Source organism: Natrinema saccharevitans, assembly GCF_001953745.1.
GTDB classification, from domain to species: Archaea; Halobacteriota; Halobacteria; order Halobacteriales; family Natrialbaceae; genus Natrinema; species Natrinema saccharevitans.
This window is the reverse complement of record NZ_LWLN01000002.1, coordinates 102,331-119,314: the sequence shown is the minus strand read 5'-3', so window position 1 is coordinate 119,314 and position 16,984 is coordinate 102,331. Positions and strand designations below refer to the sequence as shown.

Sequence of the window (16,984 nt, the reverse complement as noted above, 5' to 3'; positions counted from 1 at the left end):
CGCGACAGGGGGTTCCGGTCAGCGTGACGGGTAGTACCCGATCCCACTACGCTCGGTGCCGTCTCCCGTTCGCACCTCGTCGCGCGTCCGTCCGCTCTTACTTCTCGGACGAGGTCGGAATCTCCTCGAGAACGGTCTCGGTCGGTACGACGTCGCCGTATTTCGCGTCGATGTCGAGGAGATTCGCCCTGTGGGGGCCGTCCGCTCTGTCGCCCACGGCGTCTGCCGGAACGATCGTTCGATAGCCGTGCTGGAGGCTGTCAACCGCCGTCGCGCGGACGCAGCCGCTGGTCGTAACGCCGGCGAGTACGAGGGTATCGACGCGGTTAGTCGTCAGTTCCGACTGGAGATCGGTCCCGAAGAAGGCGCTTGCGTACTTCTTCAGGATGACCCGTTCGTCGTCGATCGGTTCGATACGCTCGTCCACCTCGACGCGGTCAGTACCGAGACGGAGTTCCTTGAGTGCGGGGACCTTCTCGACGAACATCCCCGCGTCGCCGTACGACTCCTCGAACGCGACGGTGGTGAAGTATCGGGGCAGGTCGCGCTCCCGGAACGCCTCGAGCAGCCGTCCTGTCTGCTCGAGGACGTCGTCGACGTCGGCCCCGAGGTTCGAACTCGGATCGGTGAAGGCGTTGATGAGGTCGATGACGAGCAGCGCCGGCCGGTCCCCCATGCCGACGCTCTCGCCGAACTCCAGGTCGTCGTAGCGGTCCTCCGTGTCGTCGAGCCAGTTCATAGCGGTATGATAGACGTGCGTTTCTCAGTCGTGTCGGTCCTCGAACTCGCGGCGCTCGTCGGCGATCCGGTCGGCGAGGTCCTCGTCGTCCGGGAGCGGCCCGTAATCGAACTCCGCGGGCTCGCCGCGGGTCTCGCGGCGGTCCTCGCGAGCTTCGTCGGTCGCAGCCTCGTCGACGGTTCCGTCTTGGAGGACGACGCCGTACTCCTCGCGGGCGTCGCCGGGCGAGACGAGCCCCTGCCGGACCTCTTCGGCGACGAGTTCCGGGTCGCGCTCGAGGGGGTCACCGAGACCGCCGCCGCCGGCGGTCCGGAAGACGAGCTTGTCGCCGGTCGAGACGGCGACGTTCTCGACCTTGGAGGGGAGTTCCTCCTCGGTGCCGTCCGTTCGGACGAGCTTCTTCTCGCTGGTCTGGGCGTGTTTCCCGCCGTCGACGCCCCACGGATAGGTGTGTGCCCGGTCGTCCTGAAACGTGATCGCGCCGTCCTCCTCGAAGGTGTAGACCTTCGTTATTCCGTGGCCGCCGCGGTACCGGCCGGCACCGCCGGTATCGGTTCGCGTGCTGTACTCGTCGATCGTGAGCGGGTAGTAGGCCTCCTGATACTCGGCGGGGACGGTCCGGAACAGCGGCCACCAGGAGTGACCGTCGAGGCCGTCACCGCCCGGTCGAGCGGGGATGCCGCCGTAGAGGATCTCGAGCATCTGGAAGTCGTTCCCCTCGGAGTCGGTGCCGGCGTAGACCAGATTCGGCGAGGTTCCGTAGCTGCCGGCGACGCTGAAGTCGTCGATGAGCTTCGAGAACGTCGCCTGCAGGACGTCGAACTGACGGGCCATCAGGGGCAACCGGTTACCCAGGGCGGCCGGGAACTCCGGCTGAACGACGGTCCCCTCGGGCAGGTTGACCTCGAAGAGATCGTAGTACCCGTCGTTGAACGTCAGCAGCGGGTCGAACGCCATGATGAGAAAGACACCGGTGAACATCTTGAACATCTTCTCGTTCAGGAGGAAGTTCACCGTTCCGGGAACCTGGTCGTCGGTCCCCTCCCAATCGAGGTAGACGGTATCGCCCTCGCGGTAGATCTCGAGGTGGAGTTTGATCGGCCCGTTGCCCATCCCGTCGTCGTCGACGTAGTCCTCGAAGGTGTAGCGTTCGCCTTCGGGCACGAACTCGCGGATGAGATCGATCATCCCGTCGCGAGTGCGGTCGAGAATGGCGTCACAGCCCTCGAGGTAGGTCTCCTTCCCGAACCGTTCACAGAGTTCCTGTACGCGGGATTCGGCGACGGCCGTACCGGCCGCGAGCGCCTTGATGTCCGCCTCGGCGTGCTCGGGAAGCCGCGTGTTGTGCGCGAACGTCTCGAGGAGTTCGCTGTCGAACTCGCCGCCCTTGTAGAGTTTGACTGGCGGGAGTCGCATCCCCTCTTCGAAGATGGTCGCCGCCTGAACGGGCATGCTGCCGGGAGTCTTCCCCCCGACGTCCATCAGGTTGCCCCACTGGCTGCCGAAGCCGACGAGGTCGCCCTCGTAGAAGATCGGCCGGAGCAACAACATGTCCGGCGTGTGTGAGACCGCACCGGCACACATGTACGGGTCGTTGGTCGCGATGACGTCGCCCTCGTTCAGTTCGTCCCAGCCGAAGGGGGCGTTCTCGATGATCGTGTCGATGGCGCTGCCGAACTGTCCCATGACCATCCGTCCCTGCGGGTCGGCGATCAGCGGGAACTGATCGGACTGTTCCCTGATGACCGGACTGATCGCCGTCGTCTCGAGGACGCGGTCCATTTCGTGGCGCGTGTTCGAGAGCGTGTTCTCGATGATGTCGAGGGTCGTCGCGTCGATGTCGTGATCGCCGACGAAATCGGGGGTGGCGTCGGCTGCGTGCTGGCTCATCGTGAATCGCCTCGCGTTATCTCGAGGTTCGCGTACCGATCGACCGTCGCCGTGTGATCCGGCTGGACGACGACCGTCGAGTCGTCGTCGGTGACGATCGCCGGGCCGGCGATAGCGTTGCCGGGACGCAACTGCGTCCGGTCGTAGATCGGCGTCTCGTGGTAATCGTCGTCGAAGAAGACCTCCTGCGTACCGACCTCGGCCCCGCTCGGGTCCTCGCCGCCGATCTCGCGTTCCTCGAGCGTGACGCCCTGGATCGTGCCTTTGCCGATGACACGGAGGTTCGCGATCTCGAGCGGCGCGTCGAGCGAGAAGCCGAAGCGCTGCTCGTGGCGCGTCTCGAAGTCGTCTTTGATCTCCGCGATGCCCTCGTCGGTCCGGAGGTTCGAAACGTCGATCGGGATCGACATCTGAACGTCTTGCCGGTAGTACCGGCAGTCGGCGTAGTACTCGAAGGCGTGGTTCTCCTCGCCGACGCCCTCGGAGACGAGCCAGTCGGTGGCCTCCTGCTTCAGTTCCTGATACGCGTCGTACACCGCCGCACCGTCGACGTCTTGGTCCGTCTTCAGGTACGTTTCGGAGAACTCGTTCTGGACGTCACTGGTCAGGAAGCCGAAGGCGCTCATGACTCCCGGACCCGGCGGGACGATCAGCGGGTAGGCGTCCATCACGTCCGCCAGCGCGTTGGCGTGCATCGGGCCGGCACCGCCGAAGGCGACGAGTCCGAAGTCCCGCGGGTCGTAGCCGCGCTCGACGGAGACGACGCGGAGCGCGCTGTACATGTTCTCGTTGACGATGTCGAGGATCGCCTGTGCGGCCTCCTCGACGGAGCTGTCGCGTTCGTCCGCGACCGTTCGAATCGCGTCCCGGGCCGCGTCGCGGTCGAGGTCCATCGTCCCGCCGAGCTGGACGTTCGACGGAATCCGACCGAGAACGACGTTCGCGTCGGTCACGGTCGGCTCCTCGCCGCCCTGTCCGTAACAGGCCGGTCCCGGATCCGCACCGGCGCTCTCGGGCCCGACCTGAAGCGATCCCGACAGCTGGACGCGGGCGATGGAGCCCCCGCCCGCGCCGACCGTGTTGACGTCCACGGCCCGAGACTTGAACTCACGGTAGCCGACCTTCGTCTGCCGCGTCGTCTCGGGCTTGCCGTCCTCGACCAGGGAGACGTCAGTCGAGGTCCCGCCCATGTCCAGAGTGAGGACGTCGGGAACGCCCTTCTTTTCGGCGATGGTCGCCGCGCCGACGACGCCGCCCGACGGCCCTGACAGGGCGAGTTCGACCGGCCGGTGTTTCGCGGCCTCGGAACTCATCAGCCCCCCGTCGGAGCGGACGACGTTCATCGTCGCCGACGACCCGGCCACCTCGAGCGAGTCGTCGAGGTCCTCGAGGTAGTCGATTACCTGCGGCCGGGCGTAGTCGTTGATGACCGTCGTCAGCGTCCGCTCGTACTCGCCGTACTCCGGGACGATCTCCGCGGAGATCGATACCGGCAGGTCGGGACACTCGTCCCGAATGATGTCTCGAACCTGTCGCTCGTGGGCCGGGTTCAGATACGAGTTCAGGAGGGCGACGGTCAGCGACTCGACGCCCGAATCGGCGAGTTCCCGGACCGCCGCTCGGACCTCCGCCTCGTCGATCGGCTCCTGTTCGTCCCCCTCCGGCGAACCGATCCGCCCGCCGACGCTGCGCGTGTCGACGAGGTCCGCCAGCGGTGCCGGTTTCTCCATGTCCATCCAGCCGTAGAGCGGACCCGGCGTCCACGCACGTGCCAAGTGCAGGACGTCCTCGTGGCCCTCGCTGGTAAGCAGTCCCACTCGAGACCCCGTCTCCTCGAGTAGCATGTTCGTCACGACCGTCGTCCCGTGGAACAGCAGGTTCAGGTCGCCGACGGTCGTTCCGGCCTTTTCGACGGCCTCTTCGACCCCCACGATGACCCCCTCCGACGGGTTCGACGGCGTCGAGAGTACCTTGTCGGTCGTGAGTTCGTGGGTGTCCTCGTCGAAGACGATGACGTCAGTGAACGTCCCACCCACGTCCACTCCTAGGTTGTGTGCCATATGGTATCGTACGAATACCATGACCGGAGCAGTTCGAGTAAGCGTTCTCCCAACCAGTGATGGTGATTTATGTACCGGTCGCTCGCAGTTCGGTCGGACCTCCGTCGCCCCTCGTTCCGTCGCCGTCGGTCTCGGCTTCCCTCCGAGCGACCCGAACGAATCAAACCCTCCTCGAACGCGGTCTATCGGCGACGTTTCGAACGTCGCGACCCACATCGTGGAACGACGGTGAGGAAGTCGCTACGGCAGGGGAGACCTCTCGGATCTGGCCTGAACGGCAACGGAATCTCGTTCTGTCGCACCAGTTTGTTACCGTCACGAAACCGTTCCGTATACGATCCACCACAGGACGGCCGCCACAGCAAACCGACCCCCGACCCGACGCCGGGACCGATCCAACTGTCCAATTCGACGATTGGACGACAATCCTTTTGCTTTCCCGACACCTCTGCCGAATCGTATTGAATGGCAGGGCTCATTTCGGGATTCGTCACGATGTTCGTTGCACTGACGCTGGCCCAGCAACTCGAGCAGACGATCAGTTTCGGGATCTTCGTTCTCGGCGCGGCGCTCGCACTGCTCAGCGCGCTGGCGTGGCGACGGGAACGCGACCGTCGCATGGCCGTCGTCGCCGTTGGCTATCTCATGTTCGCGGTCTACGGGTTCGTCGTCTTCCTCGAGTACTACCTCCTGCCGTATTTCTCCGTGCGGACCGTCGAGTTGTTAGAACACGGCTCCGCGGGACTCATCCTGATCGGATTGCTCGCGTTCTTCGTCGCACTGAGCTGGGATTGACAATGACGGACTCCGATCCCGACGCGGACCCGGCGCTGGAACTGCGATCGCGGCGGAGAATCTACCAGCACGTCCGTGACAATCCCGGGATCCACTTTCGGGCTCTCCTCGAGGCTCTCGAGTACGCGCAGGGAACACTGCAGTACCACCTCCGCTGGCTGGAAACCCACGGGTTGCTCGAGAAGTCAGACGACGGGAAATACACCCGGTATTACCCGGCAGAGGAGTTCGACGAGACCGATCAGGCCGTCATGAACGCACTGCGACGCGAGTACGCCCGCCGGATCGTCGCCCACCTCGCCGTCGACGGGGCGCTGTCGACCGCCGACCTGAGCGATCGCCTCGAGCGGGCGCCGTCGACGGTGTCGTGGCACCTCTCGAAACTCGAGGACGCGGATCTCGTGACCAAGGAGCGGCAGGGTCGCAGCGTCGAATACGAACTGCGGGATCCGGAGCGCGTGCAGTATCTCTACACGATCCACCGGCGGACGTTCACCGACCGAGTCGTCGATCGGCTGTTCGACCTGTGGGACAGCTACTAGCTACTGCTTCGTTGTCGCGGGCGTCGACAGCCACTTCCGTGCCGCCAGCAGGCGCAACAGCAGGACGGAGGTGAGGAACAAGATTGCCGGGCCGAAGACTGGTCGGATCAGCCCCGCGACGTCGGTTCCGACGGCCGCGGCGTGGACGGTCGCGAACGCGAAGCCACCGTAAGCGAACGCGTGGACGATTCGCGGACCCCAGGGACGGTCGAACCGCTCCGCATCGAGAAAGCCAAGCGCCGCGACGGCGAGTACCTGCAGCGCTCCGACGCCGACCACGACGCCGGCGAGCAGGTACGTCGTCGAGTACGCAGGCTGGGGTGCCGATCCGGTGACGATGAACCAAGTGTCGAGGACGCCGAGGACGCCGTGAAGGAGCGTCACGAGCATCGCGAACACCGACACTTCGATGTGGATTTTGCGGGCGAGCCGGTAGAGCGGGCCGAACGACCGCGCGGTGTAGAGAATCCCCGTCAGGACCGCCAGATACAGCGCGGGATAGGCGACGAGTGCCGCGCTCCGGTCGAGATGCCAGATAATCTCCATTACGAGGCCCCCGTCGTCTCGACGACGTCCGGACAACCGTCGCCGTCCTGAAAGCCGTTCGTCGTCTCCGGTCGCGTCGGGCACTGGTCCGCGTCGTCACGAATCCCGTCGCCGTCGTAATCGTTCGGTGCCTGTCTCGTCGGCACCGTCGAGTCGACGAGGTCCGCCTGCTCGCGGTCGACCGCCTGCGCCTCGCGAACGTCAGCGATCCCCCACAGCACTGGAACCGTGGCGACGAGGAGTACGACCGCGACAACGGTGATCGTCCCGCTATGCGACGTGTGCATCGAATCCCTCCGTCGTCCGAAAGACGCCGTCGTGAACCACGAACGCCTCGAGGGCCGGCCACGCCGCTGCGCGCTCCAGCGCGTCCGACAGTGGCAGTGCAGCAAGCGTCGTCGCGAGTGCGTCGGCCTCCATGCAATCGCGCCGTGCGACGACGGTGACCGACTCGTGGCGCGCACCGAGTCGCTCCGTCGTCGGATCGTAGACGTGGTCGACGCCGTCGCGCTCCCGGCGATAGTTCCCGGAGGTGGCGACGTTCCAGTCGGTCTCGAGGACTTTGAGCGGGCGCGAATCCCCGTAGGGGCTCTCGACGGCGACCGGGCCGGTCGGCGGCGACATATCGCCACCGCCGCTGACGAAGCCGCGTCGGCCCGGCCCCGCCGCGACGGCGGTCGCACGGTCGACGATGTACCCCTTCGCGAGGCCGTTCAAGTCGAGTTCCGTCTCGGTGACGACGCGGTCGCCGTCGACGCGCACCGACCCGGTTTCGAACGCCGGCGCAATCGATGCTCGGTCGCCGCGCAGGTACGCCTTCAGGCCGTGTTCGACCGACCCCTGCCGGATGTCGAAGACGCCGCGAGTGCGCTCGCCGTATTCGAGGCCCCGCCGAACCAGACGAGCGACGTGTTTGTTCTCGACGCGTCCGGTCCGGTTGAGACGCGCGACTGCGCTTTCCGGATCGAACGCGTCGAGTTCGACCTCGAGCGATAGCGCGGTTTCCCGGGCGCGCTCGGCCGCGACGTCGGCACGGTAGCCCGCCGTCCGAACGACGAAGTCGGTGTCACAGCACCGGAACTCGAGTCTGGCGTCACCGAGTCGCGTGCGTGCGGCAGTGACGGCGTCCACCAAACTCATTGCTAATCGTCCTCCTCTTCGTGTTCCTCGTATTCGTCTTCGTACTCGTCTTCGTGTTCCTCGTATTCGTCTTCGTACTCGTCTTCGTGTTCCTCGTACTCGTCGTCCTCGTGTTCACCGCCGCCTTGCGTCCCGACCGCCGGTGTGAAGTCCTCGTTTGCCGTCGGCGCGTCGCTTGCGACCGTCGGGTTCTCGTCGTCGGTCAGCGAATCGACGCCGAGTCCGAGCCCGGGGGCTGCCAGCGCGAGCGCGACGATACCGGTCAACACCGCGCCGGCGAGCGTGAGCGAAACGAGCCTGTTCGTTGGAACTGGGATCCTCATGGGACAGGTGAAGAGAGTTCACTTCCTTATCTATCGTTTCGCGTCCATCGATCGAATGTTCGTCCAACCGTCGAATCGTCCGAAGGCCAAACACCTCGATCCAGCGCCGGGGTCTACGAGGAGTCGCTGGGACTTCCCATCCGTGAGCGCGGGGACGACGAACGCGTCGCCGCATTACCGGTATGCGTCGCCGTCACGTCCTCGCAGGTACGACAGCTCTCCTCTCCGTTGCTGTCGCCAGATGCGCTCATCCGCCCGTCGTCCGCGATTTGGATGAAGGACGACGGACGATTTCGCCGATGAAGTCTCAATGACAGCGTGACGGTGTCTGAAGTCCTCATCGATTCTGGCTCGGCCAACTTGACGCCTGAGTTAGGGGAGGCCGAATATGACGATTATTCCATGTATCGTTAGCGGCTCGATCCGATCGTTCTCAGACAAAACGATCATTCGATGGAAGGACGGAGAGAAGACATGGCCGACGATGAGGGCGGGTCAGGGCCGCAGCCGTCTCATCGGTCACCGACGCCTACGGTTTACCGTGGCCCTGCAGGTGGTTATTCTCCTTGATGGCGCTCGTCAAGAGCTTTGACTGGGCCTTCCGAAGATGTTCGAGCGCCGTCGTTCGGTTGATTCCCAACTCGTCGGCGAGTTCTTCGCTGCTGATCCCCCGTGGCCACTCGAAGTATCCCTCCTCGAGCGCACAGGTAACGACCTCGAGTTGACGGTCGGTGAGCATCGATTTCGACTCTTCGAATTCGGTGAGTTTGCCGAGCGTGACGGTGCCGATCCGATTGAAATCGTCGATCATGGCCCGGAGATCCTCACGGCGGAAAAAGAGGACGGTATAGACTCGATGGTCCGCGAAGACGCGGCTCTGTCGCCGAAGGACGCCGTGGTTTCGGTCGACGGCGGAGTACGCCCCACACGACGTCTTGGTGATCAGGTAGTTCGCTTCGTCGAGCCGTTCGACGTGTTCGACCTGTTCGGCGTCCTCGAAGAACTCGATGTACTCCTCGTAGGGCTCTTCCATCCGAATGGTGAAGGTTACGCGGTGGTCGTGAAGTTCCTCGATGTCGACGTCGAACGACGTATCGAAGTACTCCGCGAAGTCGCTGAGGACGCAGGACTTCTCCTGTTGGAGGTGGATCTCGGCTTGGAACATCTACCTGCTCGTGTGGTGTGGTACTTATCCCCGCAACATAATACTTGCCTAAGTATTCCCCACTAATGGGGGCTCGAGTCGGGTATCGATCGGGGACTCAGTCACCGAACTCTCGGCTCGCGAGGGAGAGGGCCTCGTCCAGTTCGAGCGGGCCGCGCTCGGCCAGCGTCGCTCTGAACGACGACACCGTCTCGTCGTCGGGTTCGAGGCCGGCGCGTTCGAGGAGTTTGCGCGCGCCGTCGTTCCCGGTCGGTTTCCCGAACACGAGCCGGCGTTCGCCACCGAACGCCGCGGGGTCGAACGGTTCGAGCGTCGCGGGATCGCTGAGCATCGCCGCGGTGTGGATCCCCGACTCGTGTTCGGAGATTTCCCCGCCGAGGATCGCTTTCCGGTCGCCGTACTCCTCGTCGAGCGTGTCGAGTACGTCCCGGCAAGCGGGGACGAGTTCGTCCGTCTCGATACCGAGGTCGTCCCCGAGGTCGACGGCGCAGGCGACGACGACCTCCTCGAGCGAACTGTTTCCTGCCCGCTCGCCGAGGGAGGCGACGCTCACGTCGGCCTTCGCGACGCCGGCGTGATACGCCGCCAGAGCGTTTGCCGTCCCACAGCCCATGTCGTCGTGGAAGTGAACGCCGACGCGGGAGAAGTCCACGTCGTCGCCGAGTCGGTCGAGCGACGACCTGACCGTCGCTGGCGTCCGGGCGCCGACGGAGTCCGCAAGGGTGACGAACGGGACCTTCGGGACCGCCTCGAAGACGTCGACCAAATCATCGTGGTCCGTTCGGAAGGCGTCCGCGAGCGTGACGTGGGGCGTGGCACCCCGTTCGTCGATGTAATCGACCGCTTCGGTCAGCATCGTCAGCATCTCCTCGCGGGAGGCATCGAGGAGATGTTCGAGGTGTCTGTCGGAGACCGAGACGAACGTCTCGACGACATCAGCGCCCGCGTCGACCGCTGCGTCGATGTCGCGCTCGAGGGCGCGGGCCAGTGCCACGATCGTCGCGTCGGTCGTCCCGCTCAGTTCGGAGACGACAGTCCGATCCTTCTCGCCCGTCGCGGGGAAAGCGGGCTGGATGAACGGGACGCCGAGGTGGTCGAGCGCCCGGACGCAGTCGATCTTCTGCTCGGCGGTGTACTCGCGTCCCGGCATCTGATCGCCCTCTCGGAGCGTCACATCAGTGAGTTGCATCTATATGATCCCTTCCTCCTCCAGCTCCGAGTACTCCTCGTCGGTCATCCCGAGTTCGCCCCGGTAGACGTCCTCGTTGTGTTCGCCGTGTCCGGGTCCGAGGAACTCCACCGCTCCGGGCGTCCGGGAGAACTTCGGGATCGGTGCGAAGGTCTTGATCGATCCGATATCCGGATCCTCGACCTCGACGATGCTGTCACGGGCCTGGAACTGCTCGTCCGAGAAGATATCGGCCATATCGTAGACCGGGCCGACGATGGCGTCGTGGGCCTCGAGAATCTCTGTCGCCTCCGCGGTCGTTCGCCGTTCCGTCCACTCCTCGATCGCCGCGTTGAGCGGTTCGTTGTTCTCGACGCGGGCCTCGTTGTCTTCGAATCGCGGATCCTCGACGAGTTCGGGTTTGTCGATGGCCTCGGCGACGCGTTCGAAGATCTTCTGATTCGACGCGGACATCGTCATGTAGCCGTCGGCGGTCTCGTAGATGTTCCGCGGAGCGGTACTGGGGTGCTGGTTGCCGGTCCGTTCCCGGACGTGATCCATCCGGTCGTAGGCTTCGACTTCGCCGAAGAACAGCCGCCAGAGCGGTTCGATGAGGGAGACGTCGATCACCTGTCCCTCGCCGCTCCCGCCGCGGCCGACGTCACGCTCGAAGATCGCCATCATGGCGGCCTGCATCGCGAACTGGGCTGCCGTCAAGTCCGCGAGGCTGATCGGGGGCAACAGCGGCTCGCTGTCGGGGAACCCGTTCGCGTGAGCCCATCCGGAGATGCCTTCCGCAATCGTCCCGAATCCCGGTTTCTGGGACTTCGGCCCCGTCTGGCCGTAGCCCGAGAGCCGGACCATGATCGCCTCCTCGTTGACCGCGTGGACGTCGTCGGGACCGAGTCCCCACCGCTCCATCGTTCCCGGACGGAAGTTCTCGAAGACGACGTCGGCGTCTTCGATCAACAGGAGAGCGATCTCGCGCCCGCGCTCGGAGCCGAGATCGAGCGTGATACACCGTTTGTTACGACCAAGTGACTTCCAGGCCAGCGATTCGCCCTCCTCGGTCTTCTGGGGCCACTCGCGGATCGGATCACCGTTCTCGGGATGCTCGATCATGACGATGTCGGCGCCGAAATCGCCCATCATCGTCGTCGCGAAGGCGCCGCTTATCATCCCGGACATGTCGATGACCCGGAGCCCGTCGAGGGGACCGGTTCGTTCTCGTGCCGTCATTTCCCTGACCCACAGCCCCGCGACGAAAGACAGTTGTTCCACCCAGTGTTGGCTGTTTATATACCCCATCGGTAGTAATCGACTCGAGCCGGCCGAACGTGGGCCGAGTCCGCTTGCACACGAGGTCGCGACCCACCGGCGGTCCGGCGCTTCGGGGCCGCCGCACAGTTCGTTGTCGCGACGGACCCGAGATCGCCTAACACCGTTCGGTCGTCAGACGGGTACTGTCCCCGAGGCGGCGGTGGCGCTCAGTCGTATTCGAACACGCGGGCCATCCTCCGCTCGAGGTGGTAGACGTTGTGACAGTGAAACAGCCAGTCGCCCGGGTTGTCCGCGCGGAACTCGAACGTCACCCGATCACCGTGGGACGCGACCAGAACGGTGTCCTTGACCGCGTCGCCGACCTGGAAGAAGTGACCGTGGAGGTCCATCGGGTGGATCGCCGGACTGCGATTTACCATCCGCACACGGACGTGATCGCCCTCGCTGATCTCGAGCGTGTCGGCGTCCGGATACACCTGACCGTCGATGGTCCCGGAGGGCGACTCGACCCCGCCGGATTCGCTGGAGTCGCCCGAGCAACGAGACCAGCACTGCGCCGTGACTGTTCCGGACCGATGGTGGATCGGTTACGCTCATTACCGTCGACGTGATTGTGTTCGGACGGTACAGCGATGGACGACAACCAGCCGACTGCGGCGGTACTCGGTGGCTCTGTCTCCGGCCTCGCGGCGGCGACGGGACTGCTCCGAATCGAGGAGTTCGACCGAGTGACCGTCTACGAACGGCAGGAGTACGACGACAAACGCGTCGACTGCGGCGAGGCGATCAACGATACGACGTTGATACCGCTCCCGAAGACGCCCGAAAACGGGTTCGTCAACGACATCGACGGGTTCCAGATCCGGGTCTACGACGGGACTGACCGGCCGCTCGACGCCCCGCCGCTCGCGAAATCGAACGTGTGCTGTGAGTCGGGCTACATCTGCGAACGCCCCGTCGTCGAACGACGGTGGGCGGCGGAACTGGAGGCCAGGGGCGTCGAGTTCCGGACCGGGCGATCGGTCTCGCCGACCGACTACGCGGACATCGTGAACTCGTACGACTACGTCGTCGACGCGTCGGGGCAGCCGTCCCTGACGCTCAAAGCGAACGGGAACGCGAGCGAGTACACCGGCGACATGGTCGCCCTCAACGCGACCGTCGAGGGCGACTTCTCGGCGTATCGGAACCGGCCGCGGATCTTCTTCGAGGGATACGTCGGCTACGCGTGGGCGTTCCCCAAGTCGGATGGCCACGCGAACGTCGGCATCGGCTGGGCAGGCGATCGGCGTCCCGCCGACTACTTCGCCGCGCTCGAGACCGCCGCCGAGCGGAACGCGTTTCCGGTCCCGGACCGGGCGGACGTGAACATCGCCACCATCCCGAGGGGACCGAGCCTCGGTCCCGACCGCGTCTGCGATCCCGAGGCGAAGGTGTTTCTCGTCGGCGACGCGGCCGGGATCGCTAACCGATATCAGGGCGAGGGGATCTGTCAGGGAATCAGATCGGCGTACCTCCTCACGGAACTGATCGCGGACGGGAACGAGTCGGCGTATCCGCGGAAGCTCTACGAACTGATGCGGTCCGAGTACCGCCTCGCCCGGCTGATGCGCGGCGCGTGGGTCGAACACGAGGACATCGACCTCTTGGCGGCCGTCACGGAGGCGCTCGAGGGACTGACGATCGACGACGTCACCCGCCGACCCGCAACCGTGATGCGACGCGTCGCGGGGCGACCGGCGACCGCGCTCGAACTGATCTCCGACGCCGGGATGATCCGTCGCGTCTACGAGTCCTATACCGATTCGTGGGAATATACGTCTCGAGGAGGGCCGTGATCGATCGACGACGGGCAGGCGTTTCGAACCGCGCCGCCTCTCGCGTCCCGGCCCGCGAGGAGCCCGACGGAGCGATCGCGACTGCAAACGCGAGAGTGAGTCAGTTTCACGGGACGGCCGACTCCGTCGCGACGATACCGCCGCCGAGCGCCGCGACGTCGGCGATCAGGATGCGACCCATCCCCGGGGACATAGTTGCAATTTTAATACAATATTACTAAGAATTATATACGACAACCTTTCGCTCGCACTCGATGCAGAACAACGTTCGATATCGTCGAAATAACGAGGGTAATATCGTATTGCCCCGGAACACTGATGAAATCAGTGTTCCCGACGGGAACAGCACGTCCCTCGGGACGACGCCGTCACGTCTCCGCCCTCCCCCGGTTCCAGCTCGAGAACGACGTCACGCGACTGGAGCGTCCCCGTGGCCCGACGGAATCGCTTACGGGACCTTCGGGTACCCGTGTCCCTCGGTCTGTCGCTCGGCAAGTGCCCCGACTGCAGAGGGGACCGTCTCAACGTTCGGGAGGACTGTCCGGGGCACCGGTCCCTGCCCGTCGTCCGTTTCTTCGCCCGTCCGATCGGTGGAATCATCGCTCTGTATTGTATTTTCTTCACAATAAAACACACGGCCACGGCGAGACGGATCGCTTCGCAGGCAAGCGAAGGGACCACGGCGGCCGACCGTCTCGTCCGTCCGTTTCGAGCTACCACAGCCGGATGCAGAGAAGTCGGTCGACCGTTTCTGCTTGGCTCCCGGGACCCGACGCGGTACGGTCCAGATCCATGCGATGATCACGATCGGGACTGCACGGAGCGACCGGTCGTTCGCTGCCGTTCTCGGCCGCCGCAGGAGTCGAAGCGCGTCGTCTTCGGTGAACCGGCTCGGAGTCGCGGCGTCGCCGCTCGTTCGCTCACGCGATCCCCGGGCCTCTCAGGTAGTACGGAAGGACGAGGGGAACGCCCCGTCAGGGCGGGGAAGATGTCAAGGATCCGTTCCTCGAGTACTATAGTAGCTCTTGAAAGTCAATGCACACCCGATCGCAGGACAGCGTTGTGATCGGTGTGTAAATCGTTTCAAGAGCTACTATAGCTCGGTGGTCGCCGTTCTCGAGATCCTCACCCGGGTGTGTGCTTTGCTCGCGCTCGCGCTGGCGGTTCGGATCGTCGTCGACGCGTGGATCGACGTGCCGTATTCGGTGGTTCTCATTCTGGTCGGGGTCGCGATCTCGCTGCTGCGCGTCGATGTCGGAATCCGGCTCTTGACCGACGTCATTATGGGTCTCATCCTGCCGGTGATCCTGTTCAACGGGGTCATCGAACTGAATCGAACGGCGCTACGCGAGAACCTGGCCGTCCCACTGACGCTGGTCGGCCTTGGCATCCCGCTGGCGGTCGTGCTACTGGGACCGATCATCGACCTCGTGTTCGGGCTTTCGATCGGGGTTTCGCTGTTGCTTGCCGCGATCCTCGTTCCGACCGAGCCGGTCGCCGTCCTCTCCTTGTTCGAGGACCTGGACGCGCCCGAGCGGTTGACGGTCATCATCGACAGCGAGAGCCTGTTCAACGACGGCGTCGCGATCGCCATCGTCAACGTGCTACTTGCGCTCGTCGCCGAGCAGTCGGGACCGATGTCGGGCCTCGAGATCGCCGAGCGCGTCGTTACGGATTTCCTGATCGTCGGCCTCGGCGGCTTCTTCCTCGGGTGCATCCTCGGATACGGGACCACGCGGTTCATCCGTCGACTTCCCGAGCGGATGGCAGTCCTGCTCGTCACGGTTCTGGCCGCGTACGGAAGCTACGTCCTCGCCGAGAGCGTCGGCATGAGTGGCATCCTCGCGACGGTCGGCGCGGGCTCGTTCGTGGAACTGGAGGCTGACGACGGTATCGACCGGGACGCGTTCGAGTTCGTCCACGACATTTGGGCCGGCGGGTCGTTCCTGCTGTCTACGGCCGTCTACGTACTCCTCGGCGTTCACGTTCCGATCGACACGCTCGTCGGGTACCTGCCGTCGGCGCTTCTCGTCACCGTCCTCGTGTTGTTCGTCCGAGCGGCGGTCGTCTACGTTCTCGTGGCCGCTGTCAACGAGATCGTCTCGAGACCGCTTCCCCGCAGCTATCAGCACGTCCTCGTCTCGGGCGGGTTACACACCGTCGTTCCGATTTCGCTGGCGCTCGGTCTCCCTGCGTGGGTCCCCCATCGCGAGTTCATTCACGCGGTCGTCTTCGGCGTCGCGATCATCGGGACGCTCGTCCAAGGAACGTTACTCCCGTCTCTCCTTCGGGCCACCGGCATCCAGCAGCGAGCGCCAGGAGTGGACCGGCCGACGGCACGTCACGACGGGGACCAGTCGTAACGTCGCCGATAGACACGCTTTCACGATCCAGTGGCCCGATCCGGCGCGTACATCTATGGGTACCGGGATGAACGCCGATTAGTGTCCGAGAAGCCATACGAACTCGCGGCCGAACGCGTCGTGGGGTCCCTCGAGTCGCGTTCCGACGGACTGACGAGCGACGGGGTGATGGATCGTCCGCCGCGCGATCCCGACCAGGGGATCATCGACCGACCGATGCTCGGACTGATCGCCGGGAGCGGTTCGGGAAGCTCTACGTCAGCCGCTGGCTTCGTGGGACGCCGGTGCTGTCGAACCGGTGGCTCGCGGCCGCCGTCGCGGCTTCGATCACGCTCCCACTCGCGGTACTCTACACGCCGCTCGATCGGCACTTCGGGACCGTTCCGCTCGAACCATCGGACTGGGGCCTCATCGGTACCGTACTCGCTCTGTGTCTCCCAGCGCACCTCGCGATCGCCGTCTTCGTTCGGTCTCGATCGGTTCGCCGGACGTGAAGCCCGTACCGGCGATCAGCTCCGGGTTCGGGTCGGACGCGAGTTCGAACGAGTACTCGTTGCGAACGGCTGCGAGGTCGGCCTTCGTTCCCACGGGCGGACATCACACCCCGATGCAGTGACGAGGTCCGTCGCCGAACGGAACGTGCGCATGCTCTGGGCGGTCGGCGTCGTCGGCGAATCTGTCCGGACGATCCACCCATATATAGAGGGTCTGATCACTACTCGAAAGCGATATATCTGTCTGAACCATACCGGGCCCACACGATCACAACGGGGATCGTCAGGACGGGGACGACACCGAACCACCGGTCGTGTCCGCCCGCGACCAGTACCGCCACTTCGCTCGAATGTTGTACCGCTGTGCGACCGCGAGCCTGAACCGCGGATGGTCGGCGAGATCCCACGGGTCACACTTGAGGCGGTCCATGACCGTCCGCATGAGAGTTGCCAGTTCTCTCTCGTCGTCGGCAGGAAGCGACGAGACGTCGACGAGACAGACGCCAGCGGTCGTTCGCTCGCGAACAACCTTCTCGACCGAGGGCGCGTCCGTAACCAGCGACGCGGAGACGGTGCCATCGGCTCCCCGATCGCTATCGCATTGTTGTAATAATTCATACCACGGCATAATAGGCTATTA

General features: G+C 64.6%; 16 protein-coding genes and 2 pseudogenes. 5 read left to right on the top strand and 13 right to left on the bottom strand.

Annotated features, from left to right (window positions below; all coding sequences use genetic code 11):
* Window positions 1-97 precede the first annotated feature (97 nt).
* From A6E15_RS18090 to A6E15_RS18080, 3 genes are read right to left on the bottom strand one after another with little or no spacing between them, the layout of a single operon-like run.
* The gene (locus A6E15_RS18090) at window positions 98-739 is read right to left on the bottom strand and encodes an isochorismatase family protein (RefSeq protein ID WP_076148563.1); all 642 of its coding nucleotides are present in this window, start codon (window positions 737-739) and stop codon (window positions 98-100) included.
* Between the two features lie 24 nt (window positions 740-763).
* On the bottom strand, window positions 764-2,629 hold the full coding sequence (locus tag A6E15_RS18085) for a hydantoinase B/oxoprolinase family protein (RefSeq protein WP_076148562.1): 1,866 nt from the start codon (window positions 2,627-2,629) through the stop codon (window positions 764-766).
* Entirely contained in the window at window positions 2,626-4,689 is a 2,064-nt protein-coding gene (locus tag A6E15_RS18080; RefSeq protein ID WP_076148561.1) for a hydantoinase/oxoprolinase family protein, read from the bottom strand. The genes A6E15_RS18085 and A6E15_RS18080 overlap by 4 nt, the downstream gene beginning before the upstream one ends.
* A gap of 465 nt (window positions 4,690-5,154) precedes the next feature.
* On the opposite strand from A6E15_RS18080, the gene A6E15_RS18075 reads away from it, so the two are divergent.
* Window positions 5,155-5,484 carry a hypothetical protein gene (locus tag A6E15_RS18075; protein WP_076148560.1) on the top strand — a complete coding sequence of 110 codons (330 nt, stop codon included), beginning with the start codon at window positions 5,155-5,157 and terminating at the stop codon, window positions 5,482-5,484.
* A 2-nt stretch (window positions 5,485-5,486) separates the two neighbouring features.
* Window positions 5,487-6,026 (top strand): winged helix-turn-helix transcriptional regulator, encoded by a 540-nt coding sequence (locus A6E15_RS18070; RefSeq protein ID WP_076148559.1) that lies wholly within the window; start codon window positions 5,487-5,489, stop codon window positions 6,024-6,026.
* On the opposite strand, the gene A6E15_RS18065 is transcribed toward A6E15_RS18070, so the two are convergent.
* The 8 genes and pseudogenes from A6E15_RS18065 to A6E15_RS18030 all read right to left on the bottom strand — a co-directional run.
* Window positions 6,027-6,572, bottom strand: coding sequence for a hypothetical protein (locus tag A6E15_RS18065; RefSeq protein WP_076148558.1), 546 nt, complete (start codon window positions 6,570-6,572; stop codon window positions 6,027-6,029).
* Window positions 6,572-6,859 carry a thrombospondin type 3 repeat-containing protein gene (locus tag A6E15_RS18060; RefSeq protein WP_076148557.1) on the bottom strand — a complete coding sequence of 96 codons (288 nt, stop codon included), beginning with the start codon at window positions 6,857-6,859 and terminating at the stop codon, window positions 6,572-6,574. Before A6E15_RS18060 ends, A6E15_RS18065 begins: the two co-directional genes overlap by 1 nt.
* A complete protein-coding gene (locus tag A6E15_RS18055; protein ID WP_076148556.1) occupies window positions 6,843-7,712 on the bottom strand; it encodes an FAD:protein FMN transferase in 870 nt (289 codons plus the stop codon). Before A6E15_RS18055 ends, A6E15_RS18060 begins: the two co-directional genes overlap by 17 nt.
* 2 nt (window positions 7,713-7,714) lie before the next feature.
* The gene (locus A6E15_RS18050; protein WP_076148555.1) at window positions 7,715-8,035 is read right to left on the bottom strand and encodes a hypothetical protein; all 321 of its coding nucleotides are present in this window, start codon (window positions 8,033-8,035) and stop codon (window positions 7,715-7,717) included.
* A gap of 529 nt (window positions 8,036-8,564) precedes the next feature.
* Complete coding sequence (locus tag A6E15_RS18045; protein WP_076148554.1) at window positions 8,565-9,200, bottom strand: helix-turn-helix domain-containing protein; 636 nt, start codon at window positions 9,198-9,200, stop codon at window positions 8,565-8,567.
* Window positions 9,201-9,297: 97 nt separating this feature from the next.
* Window positions 9,298-10,389 carry a LeuA family protein gene (locus tag A6E15_RS18040; protein WP_076148553.1) on the bottom strand — a complete coding sequence of 364 codons (1,092 nt, stop codon included), beginning with the start codon at window positions 10,387-10,389 and terminating at the stop codon, window positions 9,298-9,300.
* On the bottom strand, window positions 10,390-11,607 hold the full coding sequence (locus tag A6E15_RS18035) for a CaiB/BaiF CoA transferase family protein (RefSeq protein ID WP_076148552.1): 1,218 nt from the start codon (window positions 11,605-11,607) through the stop codon (window positions 10,390-10,392).
* A 248-nt stretch (window positions 11,608-11,855) separates the two neighbouring features.
* Window positions 11,856-12,164: pseudogene (locus tag A6E15_RS18030) on the bottom strand (multicopper oxidase domain-containing protein); the annotation flags it as partial.
* Between the two features lie 117 nt (window positions 12,165-12,281).
* Here A6E15_RS18030 and A6E15_RS18025 point away from each other — a divergent pair.
* From A6E15_RS18025 to A6E15_RS21820, 3 genes and pseudogenes are all read left to right on the top strand, one after another.
* On the top strand, window positions 12,282-13,487 hold the full coding sequence (locus tag A6E15_RS18025) for an NAD(P)/FAD-dependent oxidoreductase (RefSeq protein WP_076148551.1): 1,206 nt from the start codon (window positions 12,282-12,284) through the stop codon (window positions 13,485-13,487).
* 1,103 nt (window positions 13,488-14,590) lie between these two features.
* A complete protein-coding gene (locus A6E15_RS18020; protein WP_076148550.1) occupies window positions 14,591-15,850 on the top strand; it encodes a cation:proton antiporter in 1,260 nt (419 codons plus the stop codon).
* Between the two features lie 156 nt (window positions 15,851-16,006).
* Window positions 16,007-16,344 (top strand): annotated as a pseudogene (locus A6E15_RS21820) (cation transporting ATPase C-terminal domain-containing protein); the annotation flags it as partial.
* Between the two features lie 103 nt (window positions 16,345-16,447).
* Here the strand turns inward: A6E15_RS21820 and A6E15_RS20550 are convergent.
* Both A6E15_RS20550 and A6E15_RS18005 read right to left on the bottom strand, forming a co-directional pair.
* Window positions 16,448-16,597 carry a cytochrome P450 gene (locus A6E15_RS20550; protein ID WP_139326638.1) on the bottom strand — a complete coding sequence of 50 codons (150 nt, stop codon included), beginning with the start codon at window positions 16,595-16,597 and terminating at the stop codon, window positions 16,448-16,450.
* Window positions 16,598-16,627: 30 nt separating this feature from the next.
* Window positions 16,628-16,972, bottom strand: a complete 345-nt coding sequence (locus A6E15_RS18005; RefSeq protein ID WP_245800611.1) for a hypothetical protein — start codon at window positions 16,970-16,972, stop codon at window positions 16,628-16,630.
* Window positions 16,973-16,984: the final 12 nt, after the last annotated feature.